At 60.9% G+C, this 16,546-nt stretch carries 20 protein-coding genes and 1 pseudogene; 11 read left to right on the top strand and 10 right to left on the bottom strand.

Annotated elements, in window-relative coordinates:
* Positions 1-6: 6 nt before the first annotated feature.
* The 6 genes from ACIQLI_RS03715 to ACIQLI_RS03690 all read right to left on the bottom strand — a co-directional run bounded on the left by ACIQLI_RS03715 (position 7) and on the right by ACIQLI_RS03690 (position 6,993).
* Positions 7-1,446 (bottom strand): cell wall anchor protein, encoded by a 1,440-nt coding sequence (locus ACIQLI_RS03715; RefSeq protein ID WP_400385149.1) that lies wholly within the window; start codon positions 1,444-1,446, stop codon positions 7-9.
* A gap of 98 nt (positions 1,447-1,544) precedes the next feature.
* Positions 1,545-2,609, bottom strand: a complete 1,065-nt coding sequence (locus tag ACIQLI_RS03710) for a hypothetical protein (protein WP_400385146.1) — start codon at positions 2,607-2,609, stop codon at positions 1,545-1,547.
* A 113-nt stretch (positions 2,610-2,722) separates the two neighbouring features.
* Entirely contained in the window at positions 2,723-3,595 is an 873-nt protein-coding gene (locus ACIQLI_RS03705) for an MBL fold metallo-hydrolase (RefSeq protein ID WP_400385143.1), read from the bottom strand.
* 115 nt (positions 3,596-3,710) lie between these two features.
* Complete coding sequence (locus ACIQLI_RS03700) at positions 3,711-5,918, bottom strand: S8 family serine peptidase (RefSeq protein WP_400385140.1); 2,208 nt, start codon at positions 5,916-5,918, stop codon at positions 3,711-3,713.
* 190 nt (positions 5,919-6,108) lie between these two features.
* The gene (locus ACIQLI_RS03695) at positions 6,109-6,474 is read right to left on the bottom strand and encodes a cupin domain-containing protein (protein ID WP_400385137.1); all 366 of its coding nucleotides are present in this window, start codon (positions 6,472-6,474) and stop codon (positions 6,109-6,111) included.
* 48 nt (positions 6,475-6,522) lie between these two features.
* Entirely contained in the window at positions 6,523-6,993 is a 471-nt protein-coding gene (locus ACIQLI_RS03690; protein WP_400385134.1) for a DUF2000 family protein, read from the bottom strand.
* A gap of 14 nt (positions 6,994-7,007) precedes the next feature.
* Between ACIQLI_RS03690 and ACIQLI_RS03685 the strand changes: the two genes are divergently transcribed.
* The 4 genes and pseudogenes from ACIQLI_RS03685 to ACIQLI_RS03670 all read left to right on the top strand — a co-directional run bounded on the left by ACIQLI_RS03685 (position 7,008) and on the right by ACIQLI_RS03670 (position 8,695).
* Positions 7,008-7,271, top strand: coding sequence for an AraC family ligand binding domain-containing protein (locus tag ACIQLI_RS03685; protein ID WP_400385132.1), 264 nt, complete (start codon positions 7,008-7,010; stop codon positions 7,269-7,271).
* Positions 7,272-7,338: 67 nt separating this feature from the next.
* Positions 7,339-7,809: a helix-turn-helix transcriptional regulator gene (locus ACIQLI_RS03680; protein WP_400385125.1), complete on the top strand. Its 471-nt coding sequence runs from the start codon at positions 7,339-7,341 to the stop codon at positions 7,807-7,809.
* A gap of 82 nt (positions 7,810-7,891) precedes the next feature.
* Positions 7,892-8,044 (top strand): annotated as a pseudogene (locus ACIQLI_RS03675) (MerR family transcriptional regulator); the annotation flags it as partial.
* Between the two features lie 192 nt (positions 8,045-8,236).
* Entirely contained in the window at positions 8,237-8,695 is a 459-nt protein-coding gene (locus ACIQLI_RS03670) for a GyrI-like domain-containing protein (protein ID WP_400385830.1), read from the top strand.
* 62 nt (positions 8,696-8,757) lie between these two features.
* Here ACIQLI_RS03670 and ACIQLI_RS03665 read toward each other — a convergent pair whose 3' ends face one another.
* A complete protein-coding gene (locus tag ACIQLI_RS03665) occupies positions 8,758-9,033 on the bottom strand; it encodes a helix-turn-helix domain-containing protein (protein WP_354229699.1) in 276 nt (91 codons plus the stop codon).
* Complete coding sequence (locus ACIQLI_RS03660; RefSeq protein ID WP_400385122.1) at positions 9,030-9,434, bottom strand: VOC family protein; 405 nt, start codon at positions 9,432-9,434, stop codon at positions 9,030-9,032. The genes ACIQLI_RS03665 and ACIQLI_RS03660 overlap by 4 nt, the downstream gene beginning before the upstream one ends.
* Before the next feature lie 362 nt (positions 9,435-9,796).
* On the opposite strand from ACIQLI_RS03660, the gene ACIQLI_RS03655 reads away from it, so the two are divergent.
* The gene (locus ACIQLI_RS03655) at positions 9,797-10,576 is read left to right on the top strand and encodes a hypothetical protein (RefSeq protein ID WP_400385119.1); all 780 of its coding nucleotides are present in this window, start codon (positions 9,797-9,799) and stop codon (positions 10,574-10,576) included.
* Positions 10,577-10,737: 161 nt separating this feature from the next.
* Here the strand turns inward: ACIQLI_RS03655 and ACIQLI_RS03650 are convergent, their stop codons facing one another.
* The gene (locus ACIQLI_RS03650; protein WP_400385116.1) at positions 10,738-11,055 is read right to left on the bottom strand and encodes a hypothetical protein; all 318 of its coding nucleotides are present in this window, start codon (positions 11,053-11,055) and stop codon (positions 10,738-10,740) included.
* A 256-nt stretch (positions 11,056-11,311) separates the two neighbouring features.
* Here ACIQLI_RS03650 and ACIQLI_RS03645 point away from each other — a divergent pair, with 256 nt between their 5' ends.
* The 4 genes from ACIQLI_RS03645 (at position 11,312) to ACIQLI_RS03630 (ending at position 14,826) form a co-directional block, all read left to right on the top strand.
* The gene (locus ACIQLI_RS03645; protein ID WP_400385113.1) at positions 11,312-11,971 is read left to right on the top strand and encodes a DNA-binding response regulator; all 660 of its coding nucleotides are present in this window, start codon (positions 11,312-11,314) and stop codon (positions 11,969-11,971) included.
* Positions 11,972-12,261: 290 nt separating this feature from the next.
* Complete coding sequence (locus tag ACIQLI_RS03640; protein ID WP_354229689.1) at positions 12,262-13,311, top strand: ATP-binding protein; 1,050 nt, start codon at positions 12,262-12,264, stop codon at positions 13,309-13,311.
* Positions 13,304-14,317 (top strand): hypothetical protein, encoded by a 1,014-nt coding sequence (locus ACIQLI_RS03635; protein ID WP_400385110.1) that lies wholly within the window; start codon positions 13,304-13,306, stop codon positions 14,315-14,317. Before ACIQLI_RS03640 ends, ACIQLI_RS03635 begins: the two co-directional genes overlap by 8 nt.
* A gap of 119 nt (positions 14,318-14,436) precedes the next feature.
* A complete protein-coding gene (locus tag ACIQLI_RS03630; RefSeq protein WP_400385107.1) occupies positions 14,437-14,826 on the top strand; it encodes a DUF4870 domain-containing protein in 390 nt (129 codons plus the stop codon).
* 154 nt (positions 14,827-14,980) lie between these two features.
* Here ACIQLI_RS03630 and ACIQLI_RS03625 read toward each other — a convergent pair whose 3' ends face one another.
* Positions 14,981-15,127 (bottom strand): hypothetical protein, encoded by a 147-nt coding sequence (locus ACIQLI_RS03625; RefSeq protein WP_400385104.1) that lies wholly within the window; start codon positions 15,125-15,127, stop codon positions 14,981-14,983.
* A 25-nt stretch (positions 15,128-15,152) separates the two neighbouring features.
* On the opposite strand from ACIQLI_RS03625, the gene ACIQLI_RS03620 reads away from it, so the two are divergent.
* Together ACIQLI_RS03620 and ACIQLI_RS03615 are read left to right on the top strand one after the other, a co-directional pair.
* On the top strand, positions 15,153-15,560 hold the full coding sequence (locus tag ACIQLI_RS03620; protein WP_024817787.1) for an NPCBM/NEW2 domain-containing protein: 408 nt from the start codon (positions 15,153-15,155) through the stop codon (positions 15,558-15,560).
* Between the two features lie 239 nt (positions 15,561-15,799).
* Positions 15,800-16,447: a hypothetical protein gene (locus tag ACIQLI_RS03615; protein WP_400385101.1), complete on the top strand. Its 648-nt coding sequence runs from the start codon at positions 15,800-15,802 to the stop codon at positions 16,445-16,447.
* Positions 16,448-16,546 lie beyond the last annotated feature (99 nt).

Genomic DNA, 16,546 nt, shown 5'->3' with positions numbered 1-16,546 from the left:
CGAGGACTACCGGCGGTTGACTGCTTCCTTCCGGCGGCTACCTGCCGCCAAGAGGAGACCCATCAGGAGCATGGCGCCCGCCCAGATAACGGCGATGCCGTTCAGTCCGGTATTGGCCAGTGCGTTAGAGCTCCCGACGGCGGTGGAGGCTGCCGCGGTCATCGCACCCTTAGTAGAACCAAGAGATACAACGGTGCCGGCTTGGGTGCCGACTCCTGCGGTGATGATGTCTGTGTTACCACCGAGGATAAGTCCGCCACCAACAGGCGGGTTCACAGACGGCGGGGTTACTACCGGAGGAGTGACAACCGGCGGGGTAACCACGGGCGGGTTCACTACCGGAGGAGCCACAACCGGCGGGTTCACTACCGGAGGAGCCACAACCGGCGGGGTCACCGTTCCAGTCGAGCCGCCCCCTACACCTACGGAGGTGGACCCTACGGTGACCGGTGCGGTAATCGGAATGATCAGCTGCGTGCCCGAGAGAATTCCGCCATTGCCGGAGGTAGTGCTGCCGCCCGCAGTGCCAGCAGGAGCAGCAGCACCACTGGTACCGGAGCTCGTGGCCGAAGAATCACCCAGCACACCTACCGACGTAGAACCCAGATTCACCGGAGCCGTAATCGGAGCAACCACCTGCGTGCCCGAAGCAACACCATCTGCACCACTGGTGGAAGCACCCGAAGACGTCCCGGCAGGAGCAGCCGGAGCAGCAGGCGCGGAAGAACCGGACGTGGCTGCAGATTCCCCAGCTACACCCACAGCAGTGGCTCCGATGTTAACAGGGACCGCTATCGGAGCCACTACCTGAGCGCCGGATGCGATTGACTCTCCCCCCGACGTTGTTGCCTGCGCCGGCGCTTGAGCAGGCGCAGGAGCTGCTGGTGCTGGAGCTGATGCCGCAGGTGCAGTGGTGGCTGATGAGTCCCCCAAAACACCGGCCGACGTCGACCCCACCGTGATGGGAACCGTCACCGGTGCTACCACTTGGGTTCCCGAGGCGATGCCGCCGGAACCGCTGGTCCCGGCCGCCGGCGTCGAACCTGTTGCCGCTGCTGGTGCGGCAGGTGTGGCTGGGCTCGCCGCAGTGGAGCCCCCCAGCAGACCCACTGACGACGAGCCCAGGTTTATGGGCACCGTGACCGGGGCGACTACTTGCGTCCCGGAGCCGATGCTGTTGGAGCCATTGGTGGTAGCGGCAGGCGCGTGGCCCGAACCTCCAGCAGTTCCCGGCGCGGACGCCGTAGCTGCTGAATCCCCCAACAGTCCCAGTGAGGTGGCGCCAGTTGAAATCGGCGCTGTTACTGGCGCTATGACCTGCGTCCCCGAAAGGAGTCCGTCCTTGCCGGACGTGGTGTCCGCGGCATTGGCCGTGGTTGCGCTGAGGACAATCATGCCCCCGGCAAAGCATGTGCCGATCAGGCACTTGCGAAGGGTCCTGTTCATGGTGATCTTCTCCTGAAAGTCTTGTTCCCAAAGGCGTCCGTTGACGGAGCGCCTGAATTGCCGTCGGCTGCGTTTTGTCGCGCAGCGGGGCTGGGGAACTAGTCAGGAGAGGAGCCGGGATCGAATGAAACCGGCTTTGGATGGTGTTCATCGCTGACCGTCTCCAGGTCAGTGAGGGAATCCGCGGGAATGATCAGTGCACCATGCAGGTATGCCGCGGCGGGGCTCGGGGGGCCGTTCTGGGAGTTCCCCGAGCCAGTGCCTGCGAGTCCGGCCGGCACTGATTCGGGGCCGGCCGGAAAGCCTGCGGGATCCGCAGGGTCCTGGGCAGCCCCAGCTCCGACGGCCTGTTCTGAGCTTGCAGAACCCAACACACGGGAGATGGACAGAACCGGCGACGCCATCGTGGCAGTACCCGAAGCAATGGCACGGGTGGCTGGCACGGTTCCTGCCGCTGCAGGTACCTCCACATCACTTTCGGTCGGGGCCGTCCCCTGCTGTGAACTTACGACGCCGGAAGCTGGCAGAGTGCCAACACCCGGTGGTGCATCTCCCGAAGGTGCTGCCGGAGGTAAGGGTACGACACCTCCAGGCAGAGGCGGCAGAACCGGCGCGGCGACGGAGCCGACAGGGGGCAGGACCTTGTCAGCAACGTCGTCAACCACGTCAATGATCGGCTGAACGATGGGGTTGGTGACGTCGGTGACGGGTTCCAGGGCAATAGGTCTCAGGGCCTCGTTGACCGGAGGAACAACTGCAACGACAGTGTGATCCACGGTTTCCGTCACGGGGACAGCGACTGCCTCCAGAACGGTTCCGACAGTTTCTCCTGCGGCCCCTCCCACGTGCTCCACGATGGGCGTTACTGCTGGAACCCGAACGGAAGCCGGCTGCGCTGGCACTACCGCCTTCACGGGAGCGGGCAGCGCAACATTTGGGACGGGAACGCTGACTGAGGGAGCCGAAGACTGCGGGGCCGTTACTTCTGCAACAGGTGACAAAGTGGACGTCACTTCGCCAAGAAGTGAGTGGTTATCTGCGGCTCCGGTGTCGGCACTCGCAGCTGTTGCGGAGAGTGTCACCCAGAGTGCCGTTCCGGCTCCAGCGATCATGACTGAGCGGAGAATGTTGGTAGCACGCGGAAAGACGCGTGTGCCCTTCATCTCGACACCCCCAGGTAGTCGCGAACCGAATGGTCGCCTTCATCCTAGGACTGGACTTGCCCAATAGTCCATGGCTGGGAGTAAACAAGATGACGAATTTGTAAGGAGCCTTGCTACGAAGGGTACGAACCTGTTTTCCCTGGCCCAAAGTCAGGGGTTCCCAGCGACGACCGTCCCTGGGCGTTGGTTTCTTGAAGCCGTTTGATGAACCATCGGGACTGTTCGGGGCCATAAGGAAGGACCGGAATCGCCTTGGTTGCGTCTGATGGCATGTCCCGGATGGACTGCGTGGCTTGCCGGACCGCTGTGCCCATGGTGTCTGCCATGGTCTTCACGAACTCGTCGCTGGCAGGTTTGCCGTGGCCGGGAACCAGGAATTCATAGCGATGGCGGAGGGCGGAGATATGCCGCAAAGCATCAGCCCACTCTTCGGGGTATGAGTCCTCGAACGACGGATGCGCACCCTGCTCCACCAGATCGCCAACGTAGAGAGTGGTGCTGGTGCCCACCAAGAGGTCGCCGTCGGTGTGGGCACGGCCCAGGTAGAAGAGCGTGGCAGTGATCCCCCCGAGGTCCACCAGTACGGGCTGGTCATGGACCAAAGCGTTGGGAACTACGATGTCGACGGCGTCACCCTCCCCCGCTGCCATCTCAGGTTCGTTGGTAGCCACGAAGCGCCGCTGGTTGTCGGCGTCTTTCTCGATAGCCGCCGCACAGTTGGCGTGCGCCCAAAACTCCGTGACGCCGTCGTCCGCGAAAACGGCGTTGCCGAAGTAGTGGTCGTAGTGGGCGTGGGTGTTCACAACCACCAGAGGAAGCTGGGTCTTTTCGCGCACTGCTGCGAGGATCTCCCGGCCTTGGCGGGGGCCACAGCCGGTGTCGATGACCATAGCGAGTTCAGAGCCCACCACGAGCCCCGTGTTCAGTAAGGACCCCTCGGTTTCCAGGACGAAGTTGTTGGGACCGAGTTCTAGCCAAGCTGACAATTGATTCTCCGTTTACAGTGCAATCCGGCGATGTTCAGGCCTCTACTCTACCCACGGAAAGCTGGGAGGGCGCGGAACCCGCACTATCGCGGCGCACTGATTTACGTGCAGTGCTTCAGAGGATGGCAGTCATGATGTTCCAGCCGGATCCTACTTGAGTGGCATAGATCCAGCCGCCTGAACCGTTGCCGCCGTAAAGAACCAGGTCGCCGTTGCTGGCCCGACCCAAAAGGTCCACGGTGCCGTCTCCGTTGAAGTCGCCCGGAGATTCGATGGCGGTCATGATGTTCCAGCCTTGACCGATCTGGCCAGCGGGAAGCCAACCACCGGAACCGTTGCCCGGGTAGAGCAGAAGTGCGCCAGAGCCGTTGCGGGCCACGACGTCGGCTTTGCCGTCTCCGTTGAAGTCACCCACGCCCTCAATGGCGGTCATGACGTTCCAGCCCTGACCGATCTGACGGGCAGGGAGCCAACCACCGGAACCATTGCCCGGGTACAGCCAGAGGACACCTGCGGAGTCGCGGGCAATCACATCGGTCTTGTAGTCCCCATTGAAGTCACCGGGGGCTTCAATGGCAGTCATGACGTTCCAGCCCGAGCCGATTTGGCGGGCAGCAAGCCAGCCACCGGAACCGTTGCCCGGGTAGAGCCACAACCGGCCGCTGGAATCGCGGGCCAGGACGTCGGCGTTGCCGTCGCCATCGAAGTCACCGGGAGCCTCGATAGCGGTCATGCCATTCCAGCCCGAACCGATCTGACGGCTGGCAAGCCAACCGCGGTAGCCGTTGCCTGCGTAGAGCCACAACCGGCCGCTGGAGTCGCGCGCCAGGACGTCGCTGCGGGAGTCGCCGTCGAAATCGGTGATCTTCCTCCTGTTAACCGGGGCCGTCCCGCCGTAGGTGCTCAGTGCCTTGTTGGCATCGACAAGGCCTGCCCCGCAGCCAGCCGGGCACCCCGCCGGAAGAGGCCTTGAGGTTGCTTTCAATTGCTGCTCCACCTGAGCTGGTGTGAGGCTGCTGCCCTCGGCCGAGATCAGCAACGCCGCCAGCCCAGCGACCTGAGGTGCCGCCATGGAAGTTCCCTGCATCCAGGCGTAGGCAGATCCGGCGCTGGTGGTTTTTCCGAAGTTGAACGTAGACAGGATTCCGTTTTTGGCAGCCTGGCTCATGTCGCCGCCAGGGGCAGTGACGTCCACTGCACTGCCATAGTTTGAGTACTGCGCGCGGCCGCCGGAAGCGTTGCTGGCGGCCACGGTGATGACGTTGTCGCAGTTGGCCGGGCTTGCATCGGCAGCGGGACGGTTGGAGTTTCCTGCCGACACCACAACTACGGCACCGGCGTTGCGGGCGAAATTAATGGCGTTTTGGTAGGTCGCCGAGCAGGGCTTGATACCGCCGAGGCTGAGGTTGATCACGCGGGCCGGGTTGGGGTTGACCGGCGCTCCGGTAACGGTCCCGCCGGCGGCCCAGATGATGGAATCAGCGATGTCAGAGGTGTATCCGCCGCAATAGCTCATGGCCCGAACGGGCAGGATCTGTGAGTAAGGCGCAACGCCCGTGATGCCCTGTCCGTTGTTGGTAACCGCAGCGACAATTCCGGCGACATGGGTGCCGTGCCACGACGAATTTTGGGCGGGGCTTCCCACCTCGCATACACCGGCCGGTTCCCAGTCACCTTGGTCAGTGGGGTCCGGATCGCGGCCGTCGCCGTCCCGGGCATCCTCGGCGTAGGAGATCATGTCATAACCAGGCAGGACGTTCCCGTCCAGATCCTCGTGCCGGGTGATTCCGCTGTCCACCACCGCAACAACAACGTTCTCGCCCTGGACGTAGTCCCAGGCGCCGGCAGCATTGATGCTGGCAGGACCCTTCAGGTTCCACTGATCCGGGAAGCCCGGGTCAGTGGCATCCGCGGTGGCATGCATGATGTCATCCGGCTCTGCGTAGGCAATGGCGGGATCGCTGCGCAGCGTTTTGACGAAAAGCGCTGACTCCGCAGCGGAAAGCGGCTTGTCGAGCTTGATGACATGCCCGCCCGCAGCGTTCTGGCGGGAGGTCTCGGCCACAGCACCGAGCGGGCTCGCCGCTTTGCCGGCAACATCGCGCACTGCTTTGTCGGCGGACTGGGCCGTGGCGTCCTTCATCCCCACAATGAACTGATCTGTGGGAGATTCGGTGGCGGGCTTCAGCACCTGCGGCCCCGCGGGAACAATATCCAGGGTGTCTGCTGCGGCCGGCTGGACTGCCAGGCCACCGCCGATCAGAAGAGTAGTGAGCGCCAGACCTGCAGCTCTCAGGGACCGGGTTCGGGAGTCTTTAACCATCAGGGGCATCCTTGGGACGTCGCGACCAACCCTGAGCGGCTGATTGCGGGCAACTGGAGACCACCAGTTGACCCCCAAGGAATTGTAAGCTGACTCCCGGCTGTTCGGTGTATGAATCGCAGGTTGTTACAGCTTCCGCGAAATCGCCCCGAGAAGGACCTACTCGACGCCGGCGGGGAACCCATGGTTTTCAGCTCAGTTCACGCAGTCCAGCGGTCATGTCACCACCAACGTCGCCAGTGTTGACTGTACCTTTTGGCTCGAACAGCAGTGCCTGAACTTCGTTTTCGGCCTTGGGGCAGTGCTCGGTTCCCTTCGGGACCACGTAAATGTCGTTCGGCCCGAGCTCCACATCGCCATCGCGAAGTTGAATGGTGAGATTGCCACTGACGACCATGAACAGTTCATCGGTATCAGGGTGGGTGTGCCAGACGAACTCCCCCTGGATCTTCACCACCTTTACGTCATAGTCATTGATGCTGATCAGCCGGTGCGGCTGCCAACGCTCCGAGATCGAACTAAGGGCGGCATTGATGTTGCGAACGGAATCGGTCATGGTGGTCAGCTCTTTCTCTTGATGTCATCACTCCGGGCGTCGGGCGTTTCATGCATGCATTCGTGCGCCCTTGACGATCCGATCAAAAACGTTCCGTGGTCCGCGGAGGGCCATTCCCACGAGATCCAGATCCGAGGCAGCAACGGCCGCCACCGCTGCGCGATTGGCCTCATCGTGGCCCGTGGAAAAGAGGTCACGGGTGTACAAGGCGACGGGAACTTCGCGGGAGATCGCCCGCTCCCGCGCTGCTGCCAGAAGTTCCTGTCCGGCCCTAAGAACCAGAACGGGCTGGCGAAGCATGGGAAGGTAGCTGTTTCCGTCCCGATCCTGGTAGGGCTCCCCCGTCAGGCCGGGGGCACTGGTGGCAATGGCACTCATGAGGAAAGCCGTCACGTTGAGCTCTTGCCACGGCAAAAGATCGTCGCTAAGGACTACCACTATTTTTGTGTCAAAGCGGCCGGTTGCGGGGGAAGGGGAATCAATAACTGATGTGGAGTTTTCCTGCATGATTCTAAGCATGGCCGCCGGCAGGAATGGCCGTCTTGTACATTTCTTGCATGGGCAACTCAGTGCAGGCATGGCATCCGGCCGTGCCATACGTGCGCGAGGTGCTGCATGCAACGTTCGAGGACCACAGCTACCCGTCCCATACCCATGAGGACTGGACTGTGCTTCTGATCGACAAGGGTGCAGTGACGTACGACCTTGGGCGCACCGAGCATCAGGCGGTTCCCGCCTCAATCACCCTGCTCCCCCCCGCATGTCCCGCACGACGGTCGATCCGCCGTCGGGGGTGAATCATTCCGTAAGCGGGTCCTGTACCTGAGCGAGGACTGGCTGCCTGCCAAGGCAGCGGAGGCGGCAGTGGCGCAACCACTGCTGCTGGATCCGCAGACCGTGGCAACCGTGACCGGCATCCACACGGCGCTCACCTCCCCGGCGGACGCCATGGAGGCCGAAAGCGGCGTTCTGGCTCTCCGGGAATCCGTACGTATACACCTCGGGACACCGTCGGCGCCGGTGCGCGACTCTCCCCTGGCCCGCCAACTGCGCGAGATGCTGGATGACCGGCTGTTCGAGTCCTTCACCATTGCCGAAGCGGCTCAATTACTGGGTGCGCACCCGAGCCACCTGGTGCGCGCATTTTCCAAGGCTTACGGCATCGCCCCTTACCGCTACGTCACGGGGCGCCGCGTGGACCGCGCCCGACGCCTGCTGGTGGACGGTCACCCGGCTTCTGTTGCAGCAGTAGAGGCAGGCTTCCATGATCAGTCGCACCTCACCCGGCATTTCCGGCGCGTTCTGGGTACAACGCCGGGAGCATTCACCGCCTGATCTTCTCCGACCAAGGCGTCGAAAGCGATCGGCGTCGGGCGATACTTGACTCTGACACTGTGGAAGGCGAGAGAACTGAGTCATGTTATCCATCGGAGCCTTCGCGCAGATCGGGCAGGTGACCCACCGGATGCTGCGGCATTGGGACACCGCAGGTCTGCTCGTGCCAGCCCACGTTGACGAGTTCAGCGGTTACCGATCCTATGATCCCTCTCAGCTTGAGCGTCTGCATCGAATCGTTGCACTGCGCCAGCTCGGGTTCGGCCTGAACGACATTTCGTCGATTCTTGACCAGGGGGTCGAGGCCGATCGCATCGCAGCCCTGTTGCGGATTCGCCGGGCAGAGGTTGAGCAGGAACACCGGATCGCTGCTGGCCGCCTCGTCGACGTGCAACGGCGGCTCCATCTCATCGAGAAAGAGAACCAGATGTCCCAGATCGAGATCATTGAGAAGCCCCTGCCCGCTATCCGCCTCGCAGCCCGCCGCACGGTCGTAGCAGACCAACCCGAAGTCGCAAGTGTCGTGGGGCCCTCCTTTGACGCCGTATCCCGGATCATCGGCGGTGAGCGTGGAACTCTGGAGACGCCTGTCGCGTTGTACGAGACGGTTGAAGACGGCCTGCAAATCATCGCCGGCTACGCCTACACGGGAGCCGCCCGCGACGGCTTCGAGATCGTCGAGCTGCCCGCTGTTGAAAATGCCGTTTGCGGCGTCCATCTCGGCTCCATGGAGCACATTGCCGAAAGCTGGCAAGCGCTCCACGCTGAGATCTTCGCTCGAGGGCTTGTCCACTCAGGGCCGTGCCGCGAACTTTACGTCCGCGCGATTTCAGAGGATCAGTCCGACTGGGTGACCGAGCTGCAGCAGCCTGTTCGGCAGGATTAAGCATCCCAAGGTTCCAATTACGGTGTCTGGACGCCTAGGTTTCCGGGGGCGCCTCCGGGCCCTTACCCGCTGCCCCAGCGTTCCAGCGCGACGATCGCCTCGCGCAAGGCGAGCCCTTTATCGGTCAGCGCGTAGGCCCTGGTGTTGTGCCGGAGTGGCAGGCGGGAAAGTACGCCGGCGGCCTCAAGCTCGCGCAGGCGCGTGGCGAGTATGTTGGTCGGCACTCCCAGGTCGCGCTGCAGATCGCCGTAACGCTGTGGTCCGTCGAGCAGCCGTTCCACGATAAGCAGGGCCCACCGTGCTCCGACGACGTCGAGGGCTGCGGCGAGATTGCTCACGCAGCCGGATCGGCTTCAGGCTTCATCCAAAACGGCGAGTAGTGGTAGCCGTCGGGGTCATCGAACTGGCGCTGGTACATGAAGGGGTAGTCGTCGGTGTCACCGATCCGGCCGCCGGCGGCGCCTGCGCGTTCGATGAGTTCGTCCACCGCTTCGCGACTGCCGAGGTCGAATGAGACCGTAACTTTCGAGGGGGTGTCGGGTCCGCCCACCAGTTCCTCGGCGCCGCCGACGCTCGCGTACATCTCGCGACTGCCCAGCATGACGTATTGCTCAGGCGCGATCGCGAAACACGACACGTTGTGATCGGACATCTCGGTATTCAGGGTCCAGCCGAGAGCGGCATAGAAGGCGGTCGCACGCTGGACGCTGTCAACTGGGCAGGTGATAAAAAGGCTCATGCGGCCCATACTTGCAAAATGCAAGTGCGGCGTCAAGACTTGTCAGCTCTTCTCGACCCAAGCGCGTGTTTACGAGTTCCGACCCGTACATTGCGAAGGTCATGGCGTACGCGGGCCAACAGACGGGCCGCCCGGAATGGGAGGCCCGCCTGTGGGTCGGTACCAACCGCCTGATCAGCGCACTCCTGTCATTTTCCTGGGATTGCATGCGTCGACACTGATCTCCTTGCAGCTCTTATTGTCATGGGTTCTGCGCCGGAGGAGACTTGAGGCGACGGCATCCGGTCTGGGGCCGCCCGCGAGGCCACTGAGCTGCGGGGACTCGCAGTACCCTAAAGCGGCTTGGTGGATCGAAGAGCTCCATGACACCCCTTGAACTGGCCACTCAGCGATGGCGCTATCTCTTACCCTTGCTGGTTATCGCACTCATTGGATGTCTCAGTGGGTGCGAATCCAAGCCCGACAACGTCTCCCTCCCGTCCTCAAGTTTTTCGACAACGGAGGCTCGCACGACCCCGGCACTGCCGGACGGTGGCGACCCTCGAACGGTCCCGCTGCTGCCGGAGAGTGGCGACATCGACGCCGGCACCTACCGCGTCCTCGTCAAGGGCTACTCGGCGCCCTTCGAGATCACCGTCCCAGCCGGTTGGTCGACTGACGACGGCGATGGTGTGGCCAAGGACGACCCGAATCACCCGGATGAATGGGGGGTCTACGTGGGTTGGTGGCCCGCCGACTATGTGCCGACGGACGCATGCGCTTGGGAGGGCGCGCTCGTCGAGATCGATCCTTCGGTTAACGACTTCGTCGACGCGTTGACGGCGCAGACATCAACGGCGAGCACCCCTCCCGTCAAGGTCAAGGTGGGTGATTACTCCGGCTTCGAGTTCGACCACTCCGTCAAGGGCGACGTGGATACCACAGCCTGCGACCGCGGCAAGTTCTGCATCCACTCAGAATTTTCAAACGAATGCACACGCTGGTACTCGAGCGCCGCTGAGCGCGAAACCTACCGGGTGGTGGACTTGAACGGCAAGCGCGCTGTGAGCTGGGTGGTCCAATTCCACGAATCGATCAATCCGGAGCTGACGAGAGAGGCGCGCGCCGTTTTCGACTCGATCGTGTACAGGTCCGGCAACTGATCTGGTGATGAGCAAGTTTCCACGTTCTTTGGCCTCGAAGACTGAATACAGTCGTCTGCACGATCAGAAAGCGGCCGATTCCCGGCATGCCGAGCCAGCATAGTTGGGGACCATCCGGGTGCTGCCCGTGATCTCGAGTCCCATCGATTCAGCTGCTCAAGCTAGCCCGACATGCCGCTAAGCTTCGCATCCGATGGCTTCACTTGGCAGTAGGCCTTGGCCGAAAGCTTGTAAGCAGTAACTTTGAGGGCGCTGGGATTCGTCTCGCCCTTATCTGCGTAGATCTTCTTGATGACGTTGGTCTGGTCCCCGGACTTCATGGCGTTGAAGTCCTTACAGTTGGTGTTGGCTCCAGGGGTGCCGCACGATGTCAGCCCGGCAACAAACATCACAGCCAGTGCCAACAGCCCAGCACGTTTGGCGGCCGAAACTCCGGATTGCCGCACAGCGATTCCGTTGAACTCGTGTGTAGTTTCCATGGCTAAGTTCCCTTCGGAAAGAATGAACCGCAGATTGCGGAAGTGGTTCAAACTATGAGTCCACGCGAATCATGGGGAACCGCTGCAGAGCTGAATGTCACCACAAATGATGACCCGCCCATCGGCCCATACTTTCAAGCGTTCAAAGTGATACTCCACTTCAGCCCGAGTCGTCTGCCGTAGCTCACGTGACAAACATATGCTGACGTCAAAAGAGTCAGGGCAGCAATACGAGGGGGCTGGTTTGAATCGTCGTGTGGTGAAGGTTGGAGTGGTTGATGACCATGAAGCAGTCCGAATAGGGTTTGCAGCGGCCGCATCGTTGGACGCCAAGACTGCCGAAGTTCCAGTCGTTGCAGTTCGCCTGGCAGACACTGTGAATTCTCTTTTATCCGGGGGGCATACGGCTTTTGACGTAGTTGCCTTGGACATGTCACTAGCCGATGGGTCACGCCCCCGGGATAACGTCCGCCGACTACTTGCGGCAGGGTACCCCGTGCTGGTGTTCAGCGTTGGGGACAGACAAGAGGATTTGCGGGAGGCATTAGCCGCCGGAGCTTCGGGGGTCTCCCGAAAGTCAGAAAACATACGCCAGACCCTGGAACTGATCCGGCAGGTTGCTCTTGGCAAGACCATTGACAATCAGGAACTGGCTGCCGCCATTGACGGTGACCGTGAGTTCGTCGCGGCTCAGCTCAGCGACCGCGAGCGGGAGACTCTCCGCTTGTACGCGGCAGGATTTACAAGATCCCAGACCGCATCCAGGATGAACGTCTCCCCCAATACCGTGGGAACGAACATAAGGCGCATCCGGGAGAAGTATGCGGCTGCCAACCGTCCAGCGGCCTCCAAGCTCGAGCTTTATCATCGAGCCGTGGAGGACGGCCTCTACACACCGCCGCATGGACGAGACTAGGCAGACCGGTGGGAACCAACCGTGTCACCTGTTCTGATGACGAAAAACGTGAAGGGCGGATCCCTCCTGAAATTCCTTGGAGCCTCCGGATAGTCTTCGGACAATAGTTTGGAGGATACGCGTTGACCCAGACAAACGTCCGCACGGGGAACCAACCGTACTCCAGGGCGAACATCGAGTACCTTGTTGCCCGCTGCTCTGGCTTGGTGGCTCTGGTTTTATACTGCTTGGCTCTTCCCGAGATTGTGTCTCAAATTCCGCTGCACTCGCCCCTTTGGGATCTGACCTTCATGGTGGGAATCCCGATTACCATCCTTGGAACGCTGATGATTCGCCGGTCTTTGGCGCGGATCAAAGTCAGTGCCGGAGCTGCGGCTGCCCTGATATTTTGCGGCTTCGCGCTTTGGCATTTCGGCCTGATCGGAGATGGCAGCCAGGTTGAGTCCAAGCCTTGGTCAAACGGGGCAGCATCCATAGGTGTTGCTCTGGCAGCAGTCTCCGTCCGTCCTGCAGCAGCAACCTTCTACAACGTACTTTTCAGCACGATGCTCGTGCTGGTACCGGCAACGGGATACGGCAACACACGGGATTGGTATGACTCAGCGCAGGATGGCCTCCTGTCTCTGGCACTAGGAATTGTCATCGTCACGTTGATGTCTGCTCTCCGTGACGCGGCGTCGGCTTCTGACCGGGCTGCAGTGAGGGCTGTAGATAGATTTGGAGAGGTAGCCCGATCCGAAGCGATAAGAACGGAAAGGTCCCGGCTGGACGGGCTGATCCATGACACGGTGATGGCCACGCTGATAGTCGCGGCCCAGGCACGCTCCCAGGAAGTATTTGATGCGGCCCGTAAAGCGGCGAAATTGGCGTTGGCCGAGCTCGGTGCGATTATGTCTGGGCGCGCGGACGACAGCACGTCCATAAGTCGTGAAGAATTTGTGAACAGACTCCAGGCAGCCACATCCCACTACTCTCCTGACTTCACCTGCGGACTGGGACGGGATCCGATTGAATTCCTCCCCCTCGGTTCTGCGCGTGCCATCATTCAAGCCACCACAGAAGCGGTCAGGAACAGCAGCATCCATGCTTCAGGAACCCCGGCGCACGTAGCTGTCAGGTTTGATCAGTCACAGCGAGCGCCCAACCGGGAAGTTGTTGTGGAGATATCAGATCAGGGACCAGGCTTCGAAGTATCCCAAGTGTCGCCGCGCAGGTTAGGCGTTCGTGTTTCGATCATTCAGCGGATGACCGAAGCCCACGGCGAAGCCCAAATATCTTCCTCGAAACACGGGACGACGGTGCGATTGACGTGGCGTGAAGGATCTGGCGGCCGTGGATAGAACCATATCGCGTCGTGTCATCCTCGCTTGCAGCATTCCTTATCCCGTGGTCCACATAGTTCTTGGCCTTGCGAATCTGCATCGAGTCACGTCAGCCACACAGACACTGGCTGCGATGGTCATTTGTGTTGCCGTCATAGTCGTCGTTTCCATCTCGGACGCCCAGCGGCCGCTTGGCGTGGCGTCCGCTTGGGCGGCAACTGTCGGCGTCGTCATTATTGAGGTTCTCGTCAAAAGTGCGCTGCCCGTAGGTACACACCCTGGCTACGCGGCTTGGCATTGCGGGGCAATCCAGATGCTGTTGGTAACCGTGGCCCTCCGAGGCCGAAAGGGAATCGCCTGGTTTGGAATTGGTGTCTTCGCTGTAGTCGATTTTGTGGCTTCCCTTGCGCAGCAACTGACGCTGAATGCGGCGCTTGCAATGGTTGTCACTCCGCTCTTATGGATGGGTATGGCCACGGCCCTTAGTTTCATCCTCAGGCGTTGTGCCCGGCAAACTGCCGCCTTCACCGACCAGGAACAGTCTTCGGCCCAGATCCTGGCCACCCAAAATGCACGTGACCTTGCTCAAAATGAATGGATGAGGGATCTCAGCAGGGCGACCCGGCCAATGCTGGAACGCATCGCTGAGGGGGCAATCGGACCAGCAGAGCAGGAAGCGTGTGTCCTTTTGGAAGCGGAGCTGCGGGATCAAATTCGCGGGCGGGCATTGGCCACTCCGGCCGTGTTGCACGCAGCCCGAGCCGCCAGAGGAAGAGGGGTCCGGGTAGATATTTTGGATGACCGTGCCACGGATCTTCCCGAGGACTTACTCGCGGAAGCAACCGCACAGCTGATCGGAGCTCTTGATCGCGCTGAGGACGGAGCCGTGAAATGCCGTGCCCTCCCTGAAGGCGCTGACGTCGCTGTGACCATCCTGGCCTTCAGCGAGGACGCAAACGATGAGGCTCTGTTCATGGAAATCCGACACGGATTGAATGACGCCGCCAGTCACCAGTTGTGGTGACAATTCCCGCGGACCAGGGGCTTGAACTACATCAGGCACTTAGCCTTCAAGAAGCCAGAGCCATACGATTCCGGAAAGTCCGGTGATCGCCACTCTGAGATGAGAGGGTCGTGATCGTCATGTCGGCACAGCCAATCCAGGCTTCCCCCCTATCGGGTAACAGCCATCATGCGGAACTTTCGCCCGAAGCCGAAACCACCTTGGGCATGTTCGCCCACCTGAGTGGGCTGATGGGAATTGTGGGTCCTTTAGTCGTATATCTCGTTTTGAAGGAGCGATCGCTGTTCGCCCGGAAGCAAGCCTTGGAAGCGATCAACTTTCATCTCACGGTGATCCTGGCAGTCCCGGTTGGTATTGCCTTCGCATTCGCCGGGAACCTCTTCGGCTCATACCAACCCATCACTGTCATCGTGGCTTCCGCCTTCATCTTCCCCATCGTGGCAGCTACCAACGCAGGAGCCGGCCAGCTCTACCGGTACCCCGTGGCAATCCGTTTCATCAAAAACTGAACCAAAGGCTCGAGAGAAGAAAACCCATGCCTGCAAAATTGTCACGCACCGCGATCATCATGGTCACCCTCATCGGGCTTGCCTCGTTGACTGCTTGCGCGGCTCCGTCACCTGACGTGGCCGAGCAACCGTCAGCCGAAGAGGCATCGACCAGCTATTCGGCTCCCGCCTCGGCTCCCCCTTCTCCAACATCGACGTCGGCGAAGACAACCTCAAGCGCCCCGTCGGAGACCGGGACTGCCTCACTTTCCGCATCAGTCTCAGCTAGCCCCACGGCAACTTCGCGATCTACAACCGCCACGGCTGGCTCCTACAGGCTCACGGATGTGGCCTCGGCAGCGTGGGGAAACGGATTCAACACCGAGGATGGAGTCACCATCCAAACCACCAAGTTCGCTGAAGCAATCGTAGGCAGCTACCCTTCCAGCTCTACCAACAAGATGAACACGGCGTCGTGGGCTCTTAAGGGACTGTGTACCTCGCTCACGGTTTCGGTTGGTCAGGATGCTTCGTCTCCTGACGTTGGCGGAAGCACCCACTTCATCGTCTTTGTTGACGGAGCTGAGAAGGCCCAGGAGTCAAAAGGGCCTTACGATCAGCCGACTGAGCTGACGGTGGATGTAACCGGCGGCAATCGTTTGGAGCTTCTGGACCTACGAACCCAGAAAGACGGTCATAACGTCTGGGGCAGCCCCCGGATTGCTTGCTCACAAAACCCATCCCCCAAGAAATGACTCCGGAGAAGGTAAAGCTCATGGGCAACAAGCTTCTATCGATCCCAGTACTAGCCGCAGCCGTCGCACTTTCGGGGTGCTCAGCGAGTGCAGTCCCGGTAGGCCAACCTTTGCCGGCGTTTGACTCGACCGTACCGCCAAGTGCGAGTTCCTCGTCGGTACCGCCAGTTCCAACTACGCCAGCAGTCACGCCGTCGATCGCCCCACAGCCTGAAATCATCTCTCCAGCGCCCCACACCATGGACTGGAAATTCGCCAACGACAGCGGCTACAGCTACACGATGTCAATCGGCCTATGGGACACCGTGACGGTTCCAGCTGATGGAACAGTTGTTCACCCCGGGAAGAGCAGTTTCCTCTTGGGAGGGACCTGCGCCTACGACCCTCAACGCGATGCCGTCATCCCCGGCGCTCTTGGAGCAAAAGTCACCACCGAATCCTTCACCACAGCAGTCAGCATGAGGGCCATCATTTCCAGTTCAGGACTGGACCTTGAGAAATACTCCGGGGCCGGAGTAGCGCCGGCACGCGAGGATAAACGCATTCAAGTTGCCCAGTCCTTCGAATCAGGCCCGAGCTGTAAGGCATTCTCGAGCGAGAACTCTGTGGGCTACGGCGAAGCCGGAGGGTTTGGCGTGAAGTGGACAGATCCCCAACAGCCGGGGGCCACGTTGTCGCATCATTTCTTCATCATCGTTAAGAACTACCGCAGTCCAGCCACACCCTCTGGAGACCAGGATCTGCTCAATGCCATCGGTATCCGTCCAATTTCGAGCGGCGACACCTCAGATGCCGGGAGCGTATTCAAAGAAGTGGGAGAACTGACTCAGGGCAAACGCAATTACCGAGGGCTAACGCTCTCCGGCATGAGCGCCAGCGGTTCATAAAAAACATCGGTGGCTATTCCCTTAATTGGGAAGAGCCACCGATGTGATGGAGCGCCCGGCTCAAGCCCGAGGGAAGTGAGAGAGCGTCCGGCTCAAGCC

This window comes from Paenarthrobacter sp. NPDC091669, assembly GCF_044756725.1.
Classification (GTDB): Bacteria; Actinomycetota; Actinomycetes; order Actinomycetales; family Micrococcaceae; genus Arthrobacter; species Arthrobacter bambusae_C.
The sequence above is the reverse complement of the archived record's forward strand: the minus strand, read 5'-3'. Positions and strand labels throughout refer to the sequence as shown.